The organism is Streptomyces sp. NBC_00080, from assembly GCF_045041255.1.
GTDB lineage: Bacteria > Actinomycetota > Actinomycetes > Streptomycetales > Streptomycetaceae > Streptomyces > Streptomyces coriariae.
Genome location: NZ_CP108235.1, coordinates 6,068,098 through 6,088,202 on the forward strand (window position 1 = coordinate 6,068,098; position 20,105 = coordinate 6,088,202).

16 protein-coding genes and 1 pseudogene are annotated in these 20,105 nt (G+C 71.8%); 3 read left to right on the forward strand and 14 right to left on the reverse strand.

Annotation, left to right across the window (positions count from 1 at the left end; genetic code table 11):
- The first annotated feature begins 6 nt into the window (after positions 1-6).
- On the forward strand, positions 7-417 hold the full coding sequence (locus tag OHU34_RS27165; protein WP_142264361.1) for a thioesterase family protein: 411 nt from the start codon (positions 7-9) through the stop codon (positions 415-417).
- Positions 414-1,094 (forward strand): hypothetical protein, encoded by a 681-nt coding sequence (locus tag OHU34_RS27170; RefSeq protein ID WP_142264360.1) that lies wholly within the window; start codon positions 414-416, stop codon positions 1,092-1,094. Before OHU34_RS27165 ends, OHU34_RS27170 begins: the two co-directional genes overlap by 4 nt.
- Before the next feature lie 74 nt (positions 1,095-1,168).
- Here OHU34_RS27170 and OHU34_RS27175 read toward each other — a convergent pair whose 3' ends face one another.
- Entirely contained in the window at positions 1,169-1,582 is a 414-nt protein-coding gene (locus OHU34_RS27175; RefSeq protein ID WP_020127894.1) for a globin, read from the reverse strand.
- 100 nt (positions 1,583-1,682) lie between these two features.
- Between OHU34_RS27175 and OHU34_RS27180 the strand changes: the two genes are divergently transcribed.
- Positions 1,683-2,711: a methyltransferase domain-containing protein gene (locus OHU34_RS27180; RefSeq protein ID WP_405768733.1), complete on the forward strand. Its 1,029-nt coding sequence runs from the start codon at positions 1,683-1,685 to the stop codon at positions 2,709-2,711.
- Here OHU34_RS27180 and OHU34_RS27185 read toward each other — a convergent pair.
- From OHU34_RS27185 to OHU34_RS27245, 13 genes and pseudogenes are all read right to left on the reverse strand, one after another.
- Positions 2,708-4,423, reverse strand: coding sequence for an FHA domain-containing protein (locus OHU34_RS27185; protein WP_405768736.1), 1,716 nt, complete (start codon positions 4,421-4,423; stop codon positions 2,708-2,710). The two genes, OHU34_RS27180 and OHU34_RS27185, sit on opposite strands and share 4 nt — an antisense overlap.
- A 48-nt stretch (positions 4,424-4,471) precedes the next feature.
- Positions 4,472-5,854: a VWA domain-containing protein gene (locus OHU34_RS27190; RefSeq protein WP_142264357.1), complete on the reverse strand. Its 1,383-nt coding sequence runs from the start codon at positions 5,852-5,854 to the stop codon at positions 4,472-4,474.
- Positions 5,855-6,024: 170 nt separating this feature from the next.
- Positions 6,025-7,485: a PP2C family serine/threonine-protein phosphatase gene (locus OHU34_RS27195; RefSeq protein ID WP_142264356.1), complete on the reverse strand. Its 1,461-nt coding sequence runs from the start codon at positions 7,483-7,485 to the stop codon at positions 6,025-6,027.
- 3 nt (positions 7,486-7,488) lie between these two features.
- Positions 7,489-10,212 (reverse strand): serine/threonine-protein kinase, encoded by a 2,724-nt coding sequence (locus OHU34_RS27200; RefSeq protein ID WP_142264355.1) that lies wholly within the window; start codon positions 10,210-10,212, stop codon positions 7,489-7,491.
- Between the two features lie 2 nt (positions 10,213-10,214).
- On the reverse strand, positions 10,215-11,549 hold the full coding sequence (locus OHU34_RS27205) for a hypothetical protein (protein ID WP_142264354.1): 1,335 nt from the start codon (positions 11,547-11,549) through the stop codon (positions 10,215-10,217).
- A gap of 72 nt (positions 11,550-11,621) precedes the next feature.
- Positions 11,622-12,653, reverse strand: coding sequence for a glutamate ABC transporter substrate-binding protein (locus OHU34_RS27210; protein ID WP_142264353.1), 1,032 nt, complete (start codon positions 12,651-12,653; stop codon positions 11,622-11,624).
- A gap of 122 nt (positions 12,654-12,775) precedes the next feature.
- A complete protein-coding gene (locus OHU34_RS27215) occupies positions 12,776-14,167 on the reverse strand; it encodes a hypothetical protein (protein WP_405768740.1) in 1,392 nt (463 codons plus the stop codon).
- A gap of 178 nt (positions 14,168-14,345) precedes the next feature.
- Positions 14,346-15,320, reverse strand: coding sequence for an N-acetylglucosamine kinase (locus OHU34_RS27220; protein WP_405768742.1), 975 nt, complete (start codon positions 15,318-15,320; stop codon positions 14,346-14,348).
- Complete coding sequence (locus tag OHU34_RS27225) at positions 15,311-16,576, reverse strand: 6-phospho-beta-glucosidase (protein ID WP_142264350.1); 1,266 nt, start codon at positions 16,574-16,576, stop codon at positions 15,311-15,313. Before OHU34_RS27225 ends, OHU34_RS27220 begins: the two co-directional genes overlap by 10 nt.
- 80 nt (positions 16,577-16,656) lie before the next feature.
- Positions 16,657-16,812, reverse strand: a pseudogene (locus OHU34_RS27230) (6-phospho-beta-glucosidase); the annotation flags it as partial.
- 6 nt (positions 16,813-16,818) lie between these two features.
- Positions 16,819-17,712, reverse strand: coding sequence for a carbohydrate ABC transporter permease (locus tag OHU34_RS27235; RefSeq protein ID WP_405768744.1), 894 nt, complete (start codon positions 17,710-17,712; stop codon positions 16,819-16,821).
- Between the two features lie 4 nt (positions 17,713-17,716).
- Positions 17,717-18,658, reverse strand: a complete 942-nt coding sequence (locus tag OHU34_RS27240) for a carbohydrate ABC transporter permease (RefSeq protein WP_054240031.1) — start codon at positions 18,656-18,658, stop codon at positions 17,717-17,719.
- Between the two features lie 2 nt (positions 18,659-18,660).
- Entirely contained in the window at positions 18,661-20,010 is a 1,350-nt protein-coding gene (locus tag OHU34_RS27245; RefSeq protein WP_200839689.1) for an ABC transporter substrate-binding protein, read from the reverse strand.
- Positions 20,011-20,105: the final 95 nt, after the last annotated feature.

Consider the following 20,105-nt stretch of genomic DNA (forward strand, 5'->3'; position numbering starts at 1 on the left):
TCGATCTTGCGGCACATCTACCGCTGCCCACTGCGCTGGGCGGACATGGACGCGTACGGCCACGTCAACAACGTGGTGTTCCTCCGCTATCTGGAGGAAGCCCGTATCGACTTCCTGTTCCGCCCGGAGAAGGACTTCAAGCAGGGGTCCGTGGTGGCCCGCCACGAGATCGACTACAAGCGGCAGCTCGTCCACCGGCACTCCCCGGTCGACATCGAACTGTGGATCACCCAGATCAGGGCGGCGTCCTTCACCATCGCCTACGAGGTGAAGGACGGCGACCAGATCTATGTCACCGCCTCCACCGTGATCGTGCCGTTCGACTTCGAGGCACAGCGGCCGCGTCGGCTCACCGCCGAGGAGCGTGACTTCCTCGCCGAGTACCGGGACGACGACGAGGAGGCCGTCGCCGCATGACGGTGCTCCACCTCGCCGACGAGGGGGAGGCGGCGGATGTCGCGGCCTTCCTCTCCCGGCTGCTCCACTACGACCGTGGAGCGGCGGTCCGGCTCCAGGCGGCCGGCACCGCGCTGGCCGTCTTCGGTCGGCCGCCCTCCTTCGAGGTGCTCGCGATCCGTGCGGTCCGGCTGGCCAAGCCGTACGAGAACGGCCTCGACGTCAGGCTGGACGTGACCGTGTCGGCGGGGGAGCTGCTGGAGTCGGTCGACGAGAGTGCCGCGACGGCCGTCGTTCCCGCGGCCGTCACCGGGCCGCCGTGGGCCGGTGTGCTGCCGCCGCGCGGTGGCTGGCGGCCCGAGGCGGGGCTGCCGGCCGCGGACGCGCTGCGTGCGATGGTCGGTGCGGCCGTCGCCGAATTCCGTTCCCGTACCGAGGAGTTGACGGCCGAGCAGCGGACGCGGGCCGAACTCGACCGGATCGGGCGGGAGATCTGGTCCCGCACGGTCGGCGACACCGGACTTCCCGTGCGCGCCGTGCACGCGGCCCAGTCGCTCGGATTCCTTCGGCCCTCCACGGGTTCGGAGGAGCTGAAACTGGTCTCCTTCGGCGCGTGGCTGCGGTTGCGCACACCGTACGGGTCGATCGCCGTACGGCGGGCGGGACGGCTGGGGATGCTCGACATCAGCGTCCGCTGAAGCGCGCCGTCCGCGGCGCCAGGTCCCCGGCCACGTGCCCTGTCCGTTCGTCCCCCGTCACGCCCCGGCGCGGTCTACTCCGGGGTGTTCACCATCGACGCCGCCGCGTACGTCAGGTAGTTCCACAGGGTGTGTTCGTGCTCCTCGGACAGACCGAGTTCGTCGACCGCGACCCGCATGTGCTTCAGCCAGGCGTCGTGCGCGGCCCGGTCCACGACGAAGGGGGCGTGCCGCATGCGCAGACGCGGGTGGCCGCGGTGCTCGCTGTAGGTCGTGGGACCGCCCCAGTACTGCATGAGGAACAGCGCGAAACGCTCCTCGGCCGGACCCAGGTCCTCCTCCGGGTACATGGGCCGCAGGATCGGGTCCTCGGCGACTCCCTCGTAGAAACGGTGGACCAGCCGGCGGAAGGTCTCCTCCCCACCGACCTGCTCGTAGAAGGTCTGCTCCTGAAGCGTGCCGCGCCGAATCTCTTTCACGTCTCCCATGGTCTCAGACCGGGAGACGGAGGACTTGAGGCTTAGGACCGCCCCCTGCGGTCACTCCCGGCGGCTCGCTTCCCGGGGCCGCGCGCCGCACAGTGGAGTCATGAGCGCGGACGCACTCGACAAGGAGCTGGCAGATCTCGCCACATCGGCGCGGGCGGTGTTGCTGCGCGAGATCGAGGCGAGCGGGGCCTTCGGCGCCGATCCGCGCTGGGCGGAGGCCTTCGCGGCGGTCCCGCGCCACCTCTTCGTGCCGTACTACTACGTCGGCGGTGTCGGCGGCTATGAACGGCGCTGGGGCGGGAGCCCCGACCCGCGCGCCCGGGAGCGCTGGGTGCGGGGCGTGTACGAGGACGTCCCACTGGCCACCAGGCTGCGCGACGGCGTGCTGCTCTCCTCCAGCAGCCAGCCCTCGCTGATGGCGCTGATGCTGGCCGAGCTGCGGGTCGCGGACGGCGACCGGGTGCTGGAGATCGGCGCGGGCACCGGCTACAACGCGGCGCTGCTGTCGTACCGGCTCGGCGACGGGAACGTCACCACCGTCGACCTGGACCCGGAGATCACCGAGTCCGCCCGCCGGCACCTCGACGACGCCGGGTACCGGCCGACCGTCGTCACCGGGGACGGGGCGCGCGGGGTACCCGAACGCGCTCCCTTCGACCGGATCATCGCGACCTGCACGCTGGCGTCGGTCCCGCGCGCCTGGCTCACCCAGTGCGTCCCCGGAGCCCTGATCCTGGCGCCGCTGGCCACCGGGCTGATCGCGCTGACCGTGCGGGACGCCGGACACGCCGAGGGCCACTTCCTGGAGACCCCGGCGTACTTCGTGCCGTTGCGCGGGTCGGAGCGGCCGGAGCCGGAGCAGGTGGCACTCGCCGGAGTGCCGCACCGGGCCAGGGAGAGCGACACGTTCCGCTTCCTGCTGGCCCTGACCCGGGGCACCCTCGACCCGCAGGAGGCGTCCGCCCTGTGGGAGCGCGAGGGCATGCCGGGGCGGGAGCGGTACGGCATCACGGTCGGCGCCGAGCACGCGTGGGCGTGGCTCGACGAACCGGAGGGGCCGTACGCGTGGCCCCTGCCGGGTTCGACGGGTAGGACGGATATGTCGGGGCCGGGCCTCGTCGAGGCCTAGCCGCGGCGGATCGTGAGCGTCGTCCAGGCGCCGACGTGCACCTGGTCGCCGTCCTGGAGCGGCACCGGGACGAACGGCTGGATCGGTTCTTCCGAGCCGTTGACCGTGGTGCCGTTCGTCGAGTTCTGGTCGACGACGGCCCAGCTGCCGTCCGGCTGCTGGACCAGCACCGCGTGCTGGTGCGAGACGCCCGGGTCCTCCGGCGGCACCGACAGGTCCAGGTCGGGGGTCTCCCCGGTGGAGTGGCGACGGCGGCCGATGGTGAACTGGTTGCCGGTGAGCATGCGCTGCTGCTCGGGCGAGTACGCGGGCAGGTTGAGCCCCGCGGCCTCGGGGCCCGAGCGGTGCATCATCGCCATGAAGTACGCGCGGTCCGGGCCGATGGTCACCGACCAGGTCGCCGGCTGCTGCTGGTAGGCGGGGCCGGGCGGGGGCGGTGCCTGGTTGGTGCCGGGCTGCGGGTAGCCGTAGCCACCGCCGCCCTGAGCCGGGCCGGGGCCACCGGGGCCACCGGGCGCGCCCTGACCGGGGCCGGTGTGCGACGGCGGGGAGATCACCCAGTCGTCGTCGGCGCCGCCGAAGGGTCGGCCGCCGGGCTGCTGCGGACGACCGGTCTCCGGCGGGAAGCCGGACGGGGCCGTCGGGCCGGACGGCTGGAAGGCCTGCGGAGCCCCGGGGCCACCCTGGTTCCCGGGACCGCCCTGGTTCCTGGGGTCGTTCTGGTTCCTGGGGTCGTGCTGGCCGCCACCGAAGCCGCCCTGGCCCGGTATGCCGGGACCGGCCGTGGGCGTGGGCCCGGGTGGCTGCGGAACGGGTCGCGAGGGGTCGGCGCCGAAGGCGGACGGGCCGCCGGGGCCGGGCGGACCCGATGGACGGCCGCCGGGACCGCCCGGCTCGCGCCCGAAGGGGTCGCCGCCGGGACCGCCGGGCTCGCGCCCGAAGGGATCGGAGGCCTGTCCGCTCTGCTCACGTCGGTAGGGGTCCGAGGGCGGACCCGAAGGCTCACGCCCGAAGGGATCGCCGGGCGGGCCGGGAGGACGGCCGCCGGGGCCGGACGGCTCGCGCCTGAAGGGGTCGCCGCCCTGGCCGGAGGGGTCGCGTCCGAAGGCGCCCGGAGGCGGACCACCGGCAGGACCGCCCGGACCACCCTGGCCACCGGGCCTGCCCTGACCGCCCGGGCCCGAGGGCTCGCCGCCGAACGGCGGGATCGGCTCGGCGGGACGGTTCATCTGGGACGGGCGGGAGCTCTGGTACTCGAACGAGTCACTGCCCCCGTAGGAGGGAGGCGGCGGCTGGAAACGCCCGCCGGGGCCACCGGGGCCACCGGGGCCACCGGGGCCGCCAGGACCGCCGGGACCCGGGCCGCCCGGACCCGCGCCGGGGCCCGGCGCCGGTGGGCGTGGGGCGGCCGGGGTGTAGGAGGTGGCCGTGTTGGTCAGGAAGTTCCACCGGCACTCCTCGCAGAACGGCGCACCGCCCTCACGGGGCGTACGGCACTGCGGGCAGAGCTCCGGCTCGTGGTCCGGCACGGAGGACAGGTGCCGTCCGCCGGGCTGGCCGCCCTGACCCTGGCCGGGCGGCGGGAAGCCGTAGCCGCCGGCGGTTGGCGGCGGTGGGGGAGGGGGCGGAGGTACGGCACCGGCCATGCGGTGACCGCAGACCTCGCACCAGTCGTCGGAACCCGACTGGTGTCCGTTCGGGCAGGTCGGCATGTCGGCGCGTCCCCCTCTCTCCTTCGGTGTCCCAAAAGCGGGTTCAGGTCACTTCTTTACACGAACAGTCTTTGTGGACCGGGTCTCGAGCGTCATCTCGTCGGCGTCCGTGACCTTCGCCTTCAGTCGCACAGTACCTGTCGTGGCATCGACCACGTCCACCACCTTCGCAAGCAGTTTCGCAGTATCACCGTTCCCCGAGGCGCTCGCGAGCTGAACGGCCCGGCCCAGTTTGGCCGTTGCTCCATCCATATCGCCCGCTTTGCGAAGGTCGAGCCCCTGCTGGATGACCTGTGCCAGTTCGGCCTGCCCCGTGTAGTGCGCGACCTGAGGGTTGATCGACGTGGAAGCGGACATGTCGTCGGTCCACACGGCCCGCACGAGACCCTGCGCGCCGAGGTTCTGGACCGTCCCTCCCCCACTCTCGGCTCCGCTCGAGCGGGAGGTGCCCCCAGATTGCGGGATCACCAGCGAGACCCGGGCGGCGAGCATCTCCTGGCCGACGTTCGCGGCCGGGACCTCGACGCACACGTGGTAGTCGCGGGACTCGTCGCCCCAGGAACCGGTGGGGTAGTCGCCCGCGCGCGGGCCCGCCTCCGTCCGGCGTTGGGTCAGCTCCTCGACCGTCGGCGCGACCTGCTTGACGAACTTGATGGCGGTGCCGACCGGGGTCCACAGGCGCAGCGCGACGTCCGCGACCTCCTTGCCCATCGCCGTCTCCATCATCTGCGTGAAGTCGGCGGCGAGGCCGGCCGGGTCGGCGACGATGTCGGCGGTGCCGAGCAGGGCGGAGGCGATCCCTGTGACTTCTTTCACTTCCCAGTCGGTGCCCACTCCGCGGGCGTCACAGGTGAAACGGCCGGCGCAGTCGTCGAGGGCGGTCTTGAGGTCCTGCGGCGACTCGTGCTCGTTGCGGCCGTCGGTGAGCAGAATGCCGTGCCGGATGGCGACGTCCGCCGTGGACAGCAGCCGGTCGGCCAGCCGCAGCCAGGTGCCGATCGCCGTGCCGCCGCCCGCGCTCAGCCGGCGCAGCGCCTGCTTGGCCTGCTCGCGGGTGGTCGCGTCGGCGACCGCGAGCCGGCCCCCGCCCGGATAGACCTCCTTGGCGACATGGGTGCCGCCGATCACCGAGAAGTGCACGCCGTCGCGCAGGGTGTCGACGGCGGCGGCGGTGGCGTCGCGGGCGTTGCGCATCTTGGTCGGCGGGTAGTCCATCGAGCCGGAACAGTCCACCATGATCGCCACGGCGGCGGACGGGCCCTGGCTCGGCGAGTACAGATGGGGCGCGGCTGCCGCGCTGCCCACCGTGCCGCCGCCGGTGGCGGTCACCGTGACGATCGCGTTGACCTCGCGGCCGCCCTCCGGCAGGTACTCGTTCTGGTAGACGTCCACCGAGAACTGCGGCACGTTCGACTTCGAGAAATTGGCCATGCCTACTCAAATCCCCCTCGGAAACCCCGCGCTCGCGGGGCGATGTCTGAATACGGACCGGTCCCCACCGGTCCGATAGGCGTGCTTCCCCGTGCTTCCCGTGTTTCCCCGTGTTTTCCGGTGTTCTCCGGTGTTCTCCGGTGTTCTCCGGTGTTTCCCTGTTTGCGGCCTCAGGCCGATCCTGCCCCCTGCGCGGGGGCGGGGAACGGCACGACGGCCACTGTTACGTTGTCGTGGCCCCCGCCGTCCAGGGCGTGGCCGACCAGGACGCGTGCGCTGTGCAGCGGCCGGGCGGAGGCGTCCGGCGGGAGGACCTCGGCCATTTCCTCGGCCGCCTCCGCGTAGTTCCACAGACCGTCCGTGCACACCACCACCACACCGGGCCGGTCCGGCTTGAAGGAGGCGGTGTGCGGCTCCAGTTCGTAGGCGTCGGCGCCGAGCCAGCCGGTGATCGCGTGGGCGCGCTCGTCGGCGTAGGCCTCCGCCTCGCTCATCAGGCCCGCGGCGACCATCTGGGCGGCCCAGGAGTCGTCCTCGGTGAGCCGGGCCGGGGGTGAACTGCGGTCCGCCGGGACCCAGTAGGCGCGGCTGTCGCCGACCCAGCCGACGACGAGCAGTCCAGGTGTGACGATCGACCCCACGAGGGTGCAGGCCGGGGCGTTCTGGTGCGGGGCGTGCTCACGGGCCGTGGCCGGCTCGTCGGCCAGCGCGTTGACCGCGTATGAGGCGGCGACGATCGCCTCGTGCATGGCCTGCTGCGGGTGCGTGCCCTGCGGCAGGGCGGCGAGCAGCGACTCCCGTGCCGTCTTCGACGCGGCGAGGGAGGCGTCGTCGGGGCGGGTGGCGGAGGACACGCCGTCGCAGACGATCGCCACGAGCGCGGGCGAGCCGTCGGGCAGGGCGGTGCGGCCGAGGCCGAAGGCGTCCTCGTTGCGGTGGTGGCGCAGACCGCGGTCGCTGACGGCGGCCAAGGGCCCCGACTCCAGCTCCATGTGGTCGCGTTCGCGCGGCTGGGCGTGCCCGCAGTTCTCGCAGTACCCGTCGTCGTCGACCCGGCCCGCCCGGCAGGCCACGCACACCTGGGCGGTCTCGGCCACCACGGCGGCCTCTGCGGCCACCCGGGGGTCCGGCGCCTGAAGGGCGTACTCGTCGGGCTCCGAGGGCCGGTCGAACCGGACACCGGAGACACCGGCGCCTCCGGAGTCCCCGGAAGCGGGGGAGGCGGCGGGACCCGACGGCGGTGGCACACCGGGACCCTGCGGCCCGGACGCTCCGGACGCATGCGGTACCGGCGCACCGGAACCCGGCGGCACCGGTGCTCCCGAGCCCGACTGCGGCGGCAGTGCCGCGGCGGCGACACCGTTGAAGCCGGCACCGTTCGCCCTCGCGCCGATCGGGCCGGTACCCGGCACGGCCGTACCGCTGACCGTCGGGCCCGTCGGCCCTGCCGCCGCCTGCGCGGGAGGCTGCTGGGCCGAGCCGTTCATCGTGAGGGTCGGATGGTCGTCCGGGCGCGGCGGTACGGCGGACAGGTCGTATCCGCACGCGCCGCAGAAACGGTCACCCGCGTCGAGCGGCTCCGCGCAGCTCGGACACGTCGGCAGGGCGGCCTGCCGGGGCATCTGGGACATCAACTACACCCACGTCCGGGGGCGGTAACGATTGGCACGTTCCACCAGGTCGATCCTTTCCTCGCCGCCGGTCGCCAGCCGGGCCAGCGTGCGGTACGAGCGCTCCAGGCCGAAGCGCAGCCCCCGCTCGTCCAGTTCGCTGCCGAGCAGCACCGGTGCGGTCGAGCCCGCGCCCCGGCCACCGGAGAGTATCCAGTCGAGGGCACAGCCGAGGACTTCCGCGGACAACTGCTCGCGCCGCGTCGGGTCCAGACCGTACGCGTCCAGCGCCTCGACCTGGGCCGCGGCGGCGGTGAGGTCCTCCAGGAAGGGTACGTCGGAGGCGAGGGCGGTCCGCTCCCGGAGCCGGGCCCGTACGGCCGCCACCCGGGCCGCCGTGTAGTGGATGGAGGACTCCGGCACCGATTCCAGCGTCCGTACGGCGCTGCGGCGGTCCCCGGCCGCGAGCTGTACGCGGGCCAGGCCGAACGCGGAGCTCACATAGCTCGGGTCGGTCGACCACACCAGGCGGTAGTACTCGGCGGCGTTGTCCAGTTGCCCCAGCACCTCCGCGCACAGGCCGAGCGCCAGCTTGGGCGTGGGCTCGCCCGGGAAGGCGTCGTAGATCGCGTCGAAGGCGAGCGCGGCGCCCTCGTGGTCGCCGGTGACCAGCGAGGTCACGCCCCGGTACCAGACCACCCGCCAGTCGTCGGGCCGTTCGCCCTCCAGTTTCTGGAGGGACATGAGGGCGGCCTGGTGGTCGCCGTTCTCCAGCCAGGCGCGGATCTGCCGCAGCCGGGTCTCGACCGAGGGCGCCGGCGCGGCCGCGAGAGCCGTGATCAGCTCGGCGGGCGCGGACGCCAGCAGGCCGGCCAGGAAGCCCGCGTTGGGGTCGGTGGCGTCGACGTGCGGAACGGGCAGCGCGAGTGCGGCGGCGGGCGCGGGGACGGTCTTCACGAGGCCGGGGGCGGCAGCGCTCGGGGCGACGGTGCTTCCGGCGCCGGCGCTACCGGTTCCGGGCGACGCGACACCGGGCAGCCCCGAGCCGCCGACGAAGGCGGGGGTGGCGCCGGACAGTGCGGGAGCCGCGCCGGCGAAGGCGGGAGCGGCGCCCGGCAGGACGGGGGGAGTGGCGCCCGGCAGGGCCGGAGCGGTGCCGCCGGGTGCCGCGGTCCCGCTGCCCGGGCCGCGGGTGAGGACCGGCGCGGAGGCCGAACCGCCGAACGGACGCGACGACTTGACGGCGACCCGCGCCCCCAGCCGTGACACCTCGCCGGTCGGCTTCGGGAACAGCTCCGTGTCCGTGACCTTGACCTCCGGCCCGAACAGGGTCGACAGCGCGGGCCGCGCCCGGCCGCTCTGCAGCGAGACGACCTCGCGCAGCACGCCCGTCAGCTGCTCCGCCATCTCCTGCGCGGAGGCGAACCTGCGGGCCGGGTCGGGGTCGGTGGCGCGGACCAGCAGCCGGTAGAACGACTCGTACTGGCGGAAGACCTCGATGTTGTCGGGGTCCGGCAGCGAGTCGACGAAGACGGTCGTGTAGCCCTGGAAGTCGAAGGTCAGGACGGCGAGCGTACGGCCCACCGTGTACAGGTCGGAGGCGACCGACGGCCCGACCTCCGCGACCTCCGGGCCCTGGTAGCCGACCGTGCCGTAGATGGCCGACTCGTCGTCGTCCATTCTCCGGACCGCGCCCATGTCGATCAGCTTGAGCTGGTCCTCGGTCTGGATCGCGTTGTCGACCTTGAAGTCGCAGTACAGCAGGTTGCGGCTGTGCAGATGGCCGAGCGCCTCGAGCGCCTCGATGCCGTACGCGCACGCCTGCTCCACGGGGAGCGGATCCCGCTTGCCCTGCGGGGTGCGGCGGTCGTTGGCGATCTCCTTGAGGGACTTGCCGCCGACGTACTCCATGACGATGTAGCCGTCGAGCGAGCCGGTGCGCTGGTCGAGGTGTTCGACGAAGTTGTAGATCCGCACGATGTTGGCGTGCTCGATCTCGGCGAGGAAGCGCCGCTCCGAGATCGCCGCGGCCATCGCGTCCTGGTCACCGGTGTCCAGGAGGCCCTTGAGCACCACCCACCGGTCGGAGACCGCCCGGTCGACCGCCAGGTAGACCCAGCCGAGCCCGCCGTGCGCCAGACAGCCCACGACCTCGTACTGGCCGTGCACGACGTCGCCGGCCTTCAGCTTCGGCACGAAGGAGTACGGGTGGCCGCACTTGGTGCAGAAGCCCTCCGTGCGTCCCTCCCGCTCGCCGCGCGAACGGCCCACCGGGGCACCGCAGTCGGAGCGCGAGCAGAACCGCTTGCGCTCCGGCACCTCGGGGTTTTCCTGCACCATCCCGCGCGGGTCGGGCCGCGGCACCTGCGGCACCGTGACCAGGCCGGCGCCGAGCCGGGCCCGCCCGGAGGAGCCGGCAGTCGAGCCGGAGCTGCGCACCGACACCGAACGGCCCGTCGACTTGCCCGAGAGCGACCGGGACAGCCGCCCGGACACCGAGCGGCGCGACTTCGACGACTGCGACGACGTACGGGTACTGCGGGCGCTGCGCCCGCTGGACCGTGAACTGGCGCTGCCCGCCGAGCCCTTGCCGCCCCCGGTCACCCCGGTCGGCGGTGAGCCGATCAGACCTCCCCCGGAGACGACCGGGGCCAGACCGCAGGTGTCGCAGTACAGCTCGCCGCCGCCCACATCCTCGTACGACCCCTCGCAGCCCGGCCGCTGACACGCCTGCCCTGCCTGACTCATGGCTACTGCTCCCCCCTACGGTCCTGAGGTCCGCCCTGCTCCGGCACGCGCGGTGCCGTGAGCAGTTCGGCGGCCGCCTGCTGGTAGCGCAGGACGGCCTGTCCGGCCACGCGCAGATCACAGGGCGCGCTCCACAGCATGCGGCGCGCCGCGTCGTAGCGCTCGATGAGGAACGGGTCCTCGGCGAGCCCGTGCCGGGCGACCTTCGCCTTGTACGCGTCGAGACGGCCGCGCAGCTCCGCGCGGACCGCCAGTGGCTGGGTGACCGCGGTCAACGACTCACGGGCACGCAGCAGTTCGTCCTCCGCCTTCTGCTCCAGGGCTTCCAGGAGCGGCGACAGGCGGTGCCACTGGGCCTGCCGGCGGTATTCGGCGGCCGTCGCGAGCTGCTCCTGGAGCACGGTCGGCGGGCCGCTGACCACCGGCACCTCCGTCGCGGCGATCTTCGCGAGCACCTCGCCGCGCGCGGTGCGCGCCTCGGCGAGCGTCCGGTCGGCCCGGCTGAGGATGTCCCGCAGCTTCACCAGCCGCTGCTCGGCATCCTGACGGACCGTCAGTACCGCGTCGATCTCCCGGCGCACGTCCTCCAGGGCGCGTGCCTCACGGTCGTACACCGTGGTGTCCGGACGGCCGCCGCCCGGCGCCGAACTGCCCTGCGCGCGTACCCAGAAGGCGAGCGGGTCCGACACCACCTGCTCGCGCAGCGAGGTCAGGGTGTGGGTGATGCGCTCCAGGTCGTCGCCCGCCGGGTGCTCGCCCGGGCGGACGCCGACGGAGTGCGCGAGCGCGCGGGTGCGCTGGAGCTCCGCGGCCAGTAAATCTATCCGGGCGGGCAGCGCCGACCACACCGCGTCGGCCGTCACGACCATGTCGAGCGAGGACGCGTACAGCTCGTTCATCCGGTCGACGAGGGTGGTGAGGGAGAAGCTGTGGCTGAGCCGGCCCGCGCCGTGCAGCGTGGGCGCGTTGGCGGTGGCGGCCGTACCGGCGGCCGAGCCGGCCACCGTGACCGACTCGCCGCGCAGCAGTTCCGTCAGCTCCGCCAGGTCCTCACGGCTGGACCAGCGGCGGCGCGAGCGGATGTCACGGGCGCCGCGCAGCGCGTCCGTGTACGCGTCGAAGTACGTCCACAGCAGCGTGATCGACGCCTCCGCGGACGCCCAGCGCTCCTTGGTGACACCGGTGAGTTCGGCGCCTTCGAGGAGCCTGCGGCCCGCGTGGTCCTGGAGGGCGAGGAGCGAGGTCTCGATCGCCTCGTGCTCCGCGCCGAGCCGCGCCAGCGCACGGTCGACCTCGTCCCGGTCCATCACCGGCCCGGGGGGTCCCGTGACGCCCATCGATCACCTCTCGCTGCTGTCGGTCTTCCCGGCTCTGTCCGCCGCCTGCCCTGCCGTCCCGCCCGCCGGTCGTCAGCTCGTGCTCAGGTACTGGGGGGCGGGCGGCTTCGACTTCGTCGCGTCACTGCCCAGTGTCGCCGACAGCCACTTGTCGTACGAGGCCTGCCAGCCGCTCGCGCGGTACTCCACCAGGATCTGGTTGACCCGGCGTACCAGATCCGTCGCGTTCTTCTTCATGGCCACGCCGTAGTACTCGGTCGTGAAGGGGGCGCCCTTCAGTTCGACCGTGGGGTCCTGGGCGGCCTGACTGGCCGCGAGCGCGCCGTCGGTGACCACCGCGTCGACCTCGCCGAGCTGCAAGCGCACCAGGCAGTCGAGCTGGTTGGGCACGGGGGTGGCGATCACGACGCTGGAGGCGATCCTGCCCGCCTTCTTGTCGTCGACCAGCTTGGTGTTGGCCGTCGAACCGGTCGCCGTGCAGACCTTGTTCTTCGCCAGCGTGTCGTCGTAGCCCTTGATCGTCGAGGACTTGGGTGCGAGGACCTGCTGTCCCGTCTTGAAGTAGGGCGCGGAGAACGCGACATCGGCGAGGCGGGTGCAGGAGATCGTCATGGTGCGTACGACCATGTCGACCCGGCCCTCCTGGATGGCCGGGATGCGCTGGTTGGTCGGGATGGCCTTGAACTGGACCGCGTTCGGGTCGCCGAGGATGTCCTGGGCGATCCGGTGGACCAGGTCGATGTCGAAGCCCTCCAGCTCCGCGCCCGTGTTGTTGGGGTCGCGGTAGCCCCAGCGGTAGCTGTTCTGGTCGACGCCGACGATCAGCTTGCGCTTCTCGCCCGTCCGGGCCTTGATGGCCGCGATCGTCGGACCGTCGGCGCTCGACGGCGTCGGCGTCCGCTTCTCCGGGTCGGTGCAGTCGGCGTCGGCAGCCTGGGTGCCCGCGGCGACGCCCTGGCCGGCCCGGCCGGTGCTTCCGTCGCCGGGCGACCGGGTCGTCCACGGCAGCAGCAGGACGAAGGACAGCGCGAGGGCGCACAGGGCCGCCATCGCGCCCACCCCGCCCCAGCCCTTCAGGCCGGCCCGCACTCGTCGCACACGCATCGTCACGCCCCCTTCCACCGGTACGCCTCCTTCCGCCGGTTCGCGCCCGTCCACCGACACGCTCCTGCCCACCGGCAGACGCCTGTTCACCGATCCGCGCCCGTTCACCGGCAGACGCCCGTTCACCGGTACTCCGACAGCCTGCGGCCGATGCCGACGACCGCGCCCGCGGCACCCAGCACGGCGAGCACGGCGGCGCCGATCGGCAGGCCGGTCATCGCGCCCAGGCCGTCCCCGGCCGCCTGCCGGAACTCGGTCTGCTCGTGCGCCAGCGCGTCCGCGAGGTTCTGGTCGACGTTGTCGAAGCACGCGCCGGTCGCGTCCTTGCCGCCGATCACCAGGGCCAGCGCCTGCTCGTAGTTGCCGTTGTCGTCCTGCGCGCGGGCCGCGGTGTGGCGCTTCTTCCACTCCGCCATGTTGCTCTCGGCCGACGCGACCGGCTTCTCGCCCGCCTGGTCGTCGGCGAGCTTCGCCGCGAGGGTGAGGCCCTTGCCGAGGGTGGTGATCTCGGTGGTGAACTCGTGGTCGTACTTGTCGAGCGTCACCTCCTCGCCGTCGGCGGCCACCTTCACCGTCTCGGCGCCGCGCGCCACCAGCGTCAGGTTCTCGTTGCCGCGCGCCTTCAGGGAGGCGATCCGGGCGTCGTGCAGGACGTTCAGCGAGCGGACGCCGTGGTCGTAGGAGTCGTCGAGCCCCGCGCGGGCCACGCTGTGGCCGACGACCAGCCAGAGCAGCACGATCGTGGTGGTCGCCGTCGCCGCGACCAGGCCGTGGTTCAGGACCCGGTTCGTACGGCGGTAGTTGCGGTGCTGCGCCCAGGCGAGGCTGGCCAGCGCGAGGACGCCCAGTCCGATCGCCGCCCACGGGTAGGGGGTGGCGTCGCCGTAGTCGTCCTGGAGGCGCTGGTTCTCCTTCGTGTAGAGATCCTGGGCCGCCGGGAGCATCTCCCCCTGCATCTTCTGGTTCGCGTACCGCAGATAGGCGCCGCCGACCGGGAAACCCTGCCGGTTGTACGTCCGCGCGCGCTCCACCAGGCCCTTGTACTCGGGCAGCAGTTTGTTCAGCTTGGTGATGAACGCCGTCGAGGGCGAATCGGGGTCGGCGTTGTTGGCCGCCGTGACGAGCTTGGAGGCGGCCTCGTCGATGTCCTCCTCGTAGCGGGACCGGGATTCCGCCGTCTCCTGGCCCCCCGCCAGGAATCCGCTGGAGGCCGCCGTGTTGGCGTCGGCCAGCGCACGGTAGATGTCGGCCGCGGCCGTGCTGAGCGGCTGGCTCTTGTGCAGCACGTCGTCGGCGGCGGCCGCGCGGTCGGTCGTCTGCCAGGCCGTCACGGCGCCGAAGGCGAGGACGAGCAGGGCGAGGAAGGCGCCGATGATGCGGAGCCGGCCCGGCTCCGTGGTCGCCGCCGCGCGCGCCCTGTCGACGCCCTCGGCGAACGCCGTACGGCGCGTCGGCGGTGGCGCCGAGGCCGGCGCAAGTGGCGCTACGGTGCTGCCTGGTGCCGGGTTTGCCACGTTTGACCTCCCCCATGGTCATCTACCGCCGCCAGTATCGCTGGCGGGACCGGTCATGCGCACCGGCCTTCACTGGATCTTGATCAGATCGCAGTCACCCCTGTCCATGAATACGCGTCGGGTGGGTGTTCGGTTCCTTCGTGGGGGCCCGTGTCGTGTTCGGGGGCGCATGCGTCACTCACCCCGCGTGGAAGTGGCTGCGCACCCTTCGTTGCACGTCGGCGTCCGCCCCCAGCCGGTCCAGGCCCAGCAGCGCGGCCCCCAGCACCGGGCGCTCCCGTACGACGCTCGCCACCGCCTTCGGCGCCCGCGCGGCCAGGAGTTCCCGTACCCCGTCGTCCAGTTGCCCGTGGCCCGCGGTGAGAACGCCTCCCCCCAGAAGTACCGGCGTCTCCTCCTCCAGAAGGTCCAGTCGGGTCAGGGCCACCGTCGCCATGGACACCACCTCCTGCGCCAGCCGGTCGACGATCGTGCGCGCCACCGCGTCCCCGTCCCGCGCCGCCCCGAAGAGGACCGGGGTCAGTTCGTGGCGGCGGGACGGGGCGATGTGCTCCAGGTGGAGGGCCTCGATCAGGGCGTACATGGACGGCAGGCCGAAGTGGGACGGGAGCGCGTCGGTGAGGGTGGTCGGTCCTCCCCGGCCGTCCTCCGCCCTCGCCGCGTGCCATATCGCCTCCTCGGCGAGGCCCCAGCCGCCGCCCCAGTCGCCCGAGAGGCGGCCGAGGGCCGGGAAGCGGGCGGTGCGGCCGTCGGGGCGCATGCCGACGCAGTTGATGCCGGCGCCGCAGACGACGGCCACCCCCCGGGGTTCGGCGACGCCCGCCCGCAGGATGGCGAACGTGTCGTTGCGGACGTCCACGGAGGTGCCCCACGCGCGTGCGTGCAGGGCCGCAGCCAGCTGCTCCTCCTCCACCGGCAGGTCGGCGTTGGCCAGACAGGCCGAGACATGGACGGCGGAGTCGACGCCGGCCGCCGTGTACGCGCGCGTGACGGTGTCGGCCAGGGCGTCCACCGCCGCCGTCACGCCCACGGCGGGCGGGCGGAAGCCGTCGCCACGGGCCGTGGCGAGGACCCTTCCGTCGACCGCCACGACCGCGACGTCCGTCTTGCTGTTGCCCGCGTCGATGGCGAGCACGCTTGCCGTCAGGCCCACGCGAGATGCTCCCGGTTGTGTGCGATCAGCTGGTCGGTCAGCTGCTCGGCGTACTCGTACTGGGCGACCAGGGGGTGGGACAGCAGGGCTTTGAAGACCCTCTCGCGGCCGCCGTGCAGGGCCGCCCGCAGGGCCAGGTCCTCGTACGCCGTCACGTTCGCCGTCAGGCCGCTGTAGAGCGGATCGAGGGGCGGCACGGGGAGCGGGGACGGACCCTTGGGCCCCACCGCCGCCTGGACCTCGATCACCGCGTCGTCGGGGAGGAAGGGCAGCGTGCCGTTGTTGAGCGTGTTCACCACCTGGTACGGACTGCCGGAGCCGGTGAGCAGTGCCGCCGCCAGGTCCACCGCCGCCTCCGAGTAGTAGGCGCCGCCGCGCTTCGCCAGCAGCTCCGGTTTCTCGTCCAGGGCCGGGTCCGCGTACAGCGACAGCAACCGGCGTTCCATCGCGGCCACTTCCGCCGCCCTGGACGGCTTCGTGCGCAGCTCCCTTACGACCTCGTCGTGCGCGTAGTAGTAGCGCAGGTAGTAGGAGGGGATCGTGCCCAGCCGGTCCAGGATTACGCGGGGCAGGCGCAGGTCGGCGGCGATCGTGTCGGCGTGGGCGGCCAGGAGGCCCGGCAGCATGTCCTGGCCCTCGGGACCACCCAGCCGTACCCCGGTCTCCCAGGTGAGGTGGTTGAGGCCGACGTGGTCCAGGTGGACGTCGGCCGGGGCGACGTCGAGCAGTGCGGCGAACTTCCGCTGGAGACCGATCGCCACGTTGCACAGGCCGACCGCCTTGTGGCCGGCCTGGAGCAGGGCGCGGGTGACGATGCCGACCGGGTTGGTGAAGTCGATGATCCAGGCGTGCGGGTTGGTCCGGCGCACCCGTTCGGCGATGTCCAGGACCACGGGGACGGTACGCAGCGCCTTCGCGAGGCCGCCCGCTCCCGTCGTTTCCTGCCCGACGCAGCCGCACTCCAGCGGCCACGTCTCGTCCTGCTCGCGCGCCGCCTGGCCGCCGACGCGGAGCTGGAGCAGCACGGCGTCGGCGCCCTCGACGGCCGCGTCCAGGTCGGACGTCGTCACGATGCGCCCCGGGTGGTCCTGCCGGGCGAAGATGCGGCGGGCCAGGCCGCCGACGAGGTCCAGGCGGTCGGCCGCCGGGTCGACGAGGACCAGTTCCTCCACGGGGAGGGTGTCCCGCAGGCGTGCGAAGCCGTCGATGAGTTCGGGTGTGTAGGTCGAGCCGCCGCCGACCACGGTGAGTTTCACTGGCGAGTGCCTCGCTTCCGGGTGCCGGGGGCGGTGTTCGAGGGCCGGGGGGCCGGGGGTTGTCCCCCGGGAATCTGCGGCATGCGGCGGGCCAGGCCGCCGACGAGGTCCAGGCGGTCGGCCGCCGGGTCGACGAGGACCAGTTCCTCCACGGGGAGGGTGTCCCGCAGGCGTGCGAAGCCGTCGATGAGTTCGGGGGTGTAGGTCGAGCCGCCGCCGACCACGGTGAGTTTCATGGCTTGTTAACCCTTTACTCCGGTGAGGGTGACACCTTCGACGAACGCCTTCTGGGCGAAGAAGAACACGAGGATCACGGGGGCCATGACCAGCACGGTGGCCGCCATGGTGAGGTTCCAGTCGGTGTGGTGCGCGCCTTTGAAGGACTCCAGGGCGTAGGAGAGGGTCCATGCGTCCGGATTTTCGGAGGCGTAGATCTGCGGGCCGAAGTAGTCGTTCCAGGCGGCGAAGAACTGGAAGAGGGCGACGGCGGCGATACCGGGCTTCGCCATCGGCAGCACGACCTTCAGCAGGGTGCGCAGGTCGCCGCAGCCGTCCACCTTCGCCGCGTCCAGGTACTCGTTGGGGATGGTCAGCAGGAACTGGCGCAACAGGAAGATCGAGAACGCGTCGCCGAACGCCAGCGGGATGATCATCGGCCACAGGGTGCCCGACAGGTCCAGCTGCTTCGCCCAGAACAGGTACATCGGGATGACGACCACCTGCGGGGGCAGCATCATCATCGAGATCACCAGCATGAGCGCCAGATTCCGGCCCCGGAAGCGGAACTTGGCCAGCGCGTACGCCACGGGGACGGACGAGACGACGGTGAGGACCGTGCCCAGCCCGGCGTAGACCAGCGTGTTCCGCCACCAGGTGAGGAAGCCCGGGGTGTCGAAGACCTTCCGGTAGTTGGCCCACTCCCAGGTGTGCGGGATCAGGTCCCGGCTGAGTGCCTGGGAGTCGCTCATCAGGGACGTCAGGAACACGAACACGAAGGGGAGGGTGAAGAAGAGGGCCGCGGCCAGGCCGAGGGAGTGGACCGCGATCCATTCCAGCAGGGCCCTGCGGCGGGCGGTGCGCTCGGCGGGGGAGGAGGGCGTCCGCAACTCCGCGGGACGGTCGAGTACTTGGGTCATGGGGTCAGTCACCTGCCTGGATGAGACCGCCCCGGCGCCGCATCAACAGCGCGGTGAACGCCATCGACAGGGCGAACAGGACCAGGGCCACGACACAGGCCGAGCCGTAGTCGAAGCGCTGGAAGCCGAGGTTGTAGACGAGTTGGGGAAGGGTGAGGGTGGAGTGCTCCGGATAACCGGGCTCGAACATGGTGCCCGCGCCCTGGATCACACCCGAGGCGACCTTTCCGGCGACCAGGGGCTGTGTGTAGCACTGCATCGCCGCGATCACGCCGGTGACGACCGCGAACATGATGATCGGCGAGATGTTGGGGAGGGTGACGAACCGGAACCGCTGCCAGGCCGAGGCGCCGTCCAGTTCCGCGGCCTCGTACTGCTCCTTCGGTACGTCGAGCAGCGCGGCCATGAAGATGACCATCAGGTCGCCGACCCCCCACAGGAACATCAGGGTGAGGGCCGGCTTGGACCAGCTCGGGTCGTTGAACCAGCCCGGCGCCGGGATGCCGATCTTCTCCAGGATCGAGTTGACCGGGCCGGTGCCGGGGTTGAGGAGGAAGGCGAAGGCCATGGTGGCCGCCACCGGTGGGGCCAGGTAGGGCAGGTAGAAGAGGGTGCGGAAGACACCCGTACCGGTCTTGATCTTCGTGATGAGCATGCCGATCCCGAGTCCGAACAGGACGCGCAGGGTCACCATGATCACGACGAGCCAGAGCGTGTTGCGCAGGGCCGGCCAGAAGAACGGATAGTGCTCGAAGACGTACGTCCAGTTCTTCGTGCCGCTCCACGTCGGCGGCTTGAAGCCGTCGTAGTGCATGAACGAGAAGTAGACCGTCGAGATCATCGGGTACGCGAAGAAGACCGCGAAACCGATCAGCCAGGGAGAGAGGAAGGCGAGGGTGCGCAGCGCCGAGCGCCGGTGCTTCGCCCTCAACGTGTGGGTGGTCATCGCTACTTCGCCTGCGCGATGTCCGTGTCGATCTGCGCCGCCGCCTTCTTCAGGCCGGCCTTCAGGTCGGTGACCTTGCCGCTCTCGTAGTCGTAGCCGAGCTGCTGCACGGTGGTGAGGTAGACGCCGCCGTTGATCGACGCCGGGGAGGTGGTCGAGTTCGGGTTCGCGGCGATGTCCAGGAACGTCTTGAAACGCGCGTCGTACTTCAGGTCCGGGGACTTCAGGGCCGCCAGGGTGGACGGCACGTTGTGGATGGCGTTGGAGAAGGCGACGACCGCGTCCGTGTCGGTGGTCATGTACTTCACCAGCTCCCAGGCCGCGTTCTGCTTCTTGCTGGTGGCGGCGATACCGGCGATGGTGCCGGTGATGTAGCCCTTGCCGTACTGGGCCGCCTGGTCGTCCGGGACGGGCAGTGGGGCGACCCCGATCTCGAAGTCCGGCTTGGCCTCCAGGGCCATGCCCAGCCGCCACTCGCCGTCGAGCTGCATGGCGACCTGACCGGTCTGGAAGGGGTGCTTGGGGCCCCACTCGTCGCCGAGCGTGGAGCGGAAGGTCTCCAGCTTCTTGAAGCCGCCGAGGTCGTCGACGAGCTTCTTCTGGACGGTGAAGGCGGAGGCGACGGCCGGGTCCGTGGCGATGGTCGACTTGCCGGCCGTGTCGAAGTACGTCGGGGAGAACTGGCCGAGGTAGTGCTCGGTGGTCGTCTCCCAGCCGTGGTAGTTCGGCATGAAGCCGAGCTGTTTGAACGTGTTCCCCTGGGCGATCGTCAGCTTCTTGGCGTCGGCCTCGAACTCGGACCAGGTCTTGGGGGGAGCGGTGATGCCCGCCTTCGCGAACGCCGTCTTGTTGTAGTAGAGGCCGTACGCGTCGCCCAGCAGCGGGACGGCGCAGCGGTTGCCGTCGAACCGGGTGTACTCGTTCATGGCCTTCGGGAAGGTCGTGGACGGGTCGATGTCCGCCTTCTCGAAGAAGGGGTTGAGGTCGACGAGGGCGCCCGACGAGCAGAACTTGCCGACGTTGTTGGTGGTGAACGACGAGATGACGTCCGGTGCCTTGGTGCCGCCCGCGCGCAGCGCCTGGTTGATCTTGTCGTCGGTCATGTTGCCGACGACGTTCACATGGATGTTGGGGTGCGCCTTCTCGAAGCCCGCGATCAGCGACTTCACGGCCTTCACCTCGTTCGGCGCGCTCCAGGCGTGCCAGAAGGTGAGGGTCGTCTCCTTCGACGCGTCGTCGTCGGAGCCGGTCGCGGACTGGCCGGTACAGGCGGTGGTGCTGAGCAGGAGTGCCGTGGAGGCGGTGAGGGCAAAAGCCGCCTTTCGGACGACTGCGGGTATGCGTGTGGGCATGGCGGAGCCTTCCAGGGACAGGGCAGGGTGAGTGGAATGCGGTGAGGTGAGGTGGAGCGGGGTGGAGCGGGGTGAGGTGCGGGTCCGGGGGAGGG

Excerpts from the sequence above, each read along its gene's own strand:
- OHU34_RS27245 (WP_200839689.1), bottom strand. The coding sequence starts at position 20,010 with ATGCCCACACGCATACCCGCAGTCGTCCGAAAGGCGGCTTTTGCCCTC.
- OHU34_RS27235 (WP_405768744.1), bottom strand. The coding sequence starts at position 17,712 with ATGACCCAAGTACTCGACCGTCCCGCGGAGTTGCGGACGCCCTCCTCC.
- OHU34_RS27200 (WP_142264355.1), bottom strand. The coding sequence starts at position 10,212 with ATGAGTCAGGCAGGGCAGGCGTGTCAGCGGCCGGGCTGCGAGGGGTCG.
- OHU34_RS27210 (WP_142264353.1), bottom strand. The coding sequence starts at position 12,653 with ATGCGTGTGCGACGAGTGCGGGCCGGCCTGAAGGGCTGGGGCGGGGTG.
- OHU34_RS27175 (WP_020127894.1), bottom strand. The coding sequence starts at position 1,582 with ATGGGAGACGTGAAAGAGATTCGGCGCGGCACGCTTCAGGAGCAGACC.
- OHU34_RS27170 (WP_142264360.1), top strand. The coding sequence starts at position 414 with ATGACGGTGCTCCACCTCGCCGACGAGGGGGAGGCGGCGGATGTCGCG.
- OHU34_RS27240 (WP_054240031.1), bottom strand. The coding sequence starts at position 18,658 with ATGACCACCCACACGTTGAGGGCGAAGCACCGGCGCTCGGCGCTGCGC.
- OHU34_RS27185 (WP_405768736.1), bottom strand. The coding sequence starts at position 4,423 with ATGCCGACCTGCCCGAACGGACACCAGTCGGGTTCCGACGACTGGTGC.
- OHU34_RS27205 (WP_142264354.1), bottom strand. The coding sequence starts at position 11,549 with ATGGGCGTCACGGGACCCCCCGGGCCGGTGATGGACCGGGACGAGGTC.
- OHU34_RS27180 (WP_405768733.1), top strand. The coding sequence starts at position 1,683 with ATGAGCGCGGACGCACTCGACAAGGAGCTGGCAGATCTCGCCACATCG.
- OHU34_RS27190 (WP_142264357.1), bottom strand. The coding sequence starts at position 5,854 with ATGGCCAATTTCTCGAAGTCGAACGTGCCGCAGTTCTCGGTGGACGTC.
- OHU34_RS27195 (WP_142264356.1), bottom strand. The coding sequence starts at position 7,485 with ATGTCCCAGATGCCCCGGCAGGCCGCCCTGCCGACGTGTCCGAGCTGC.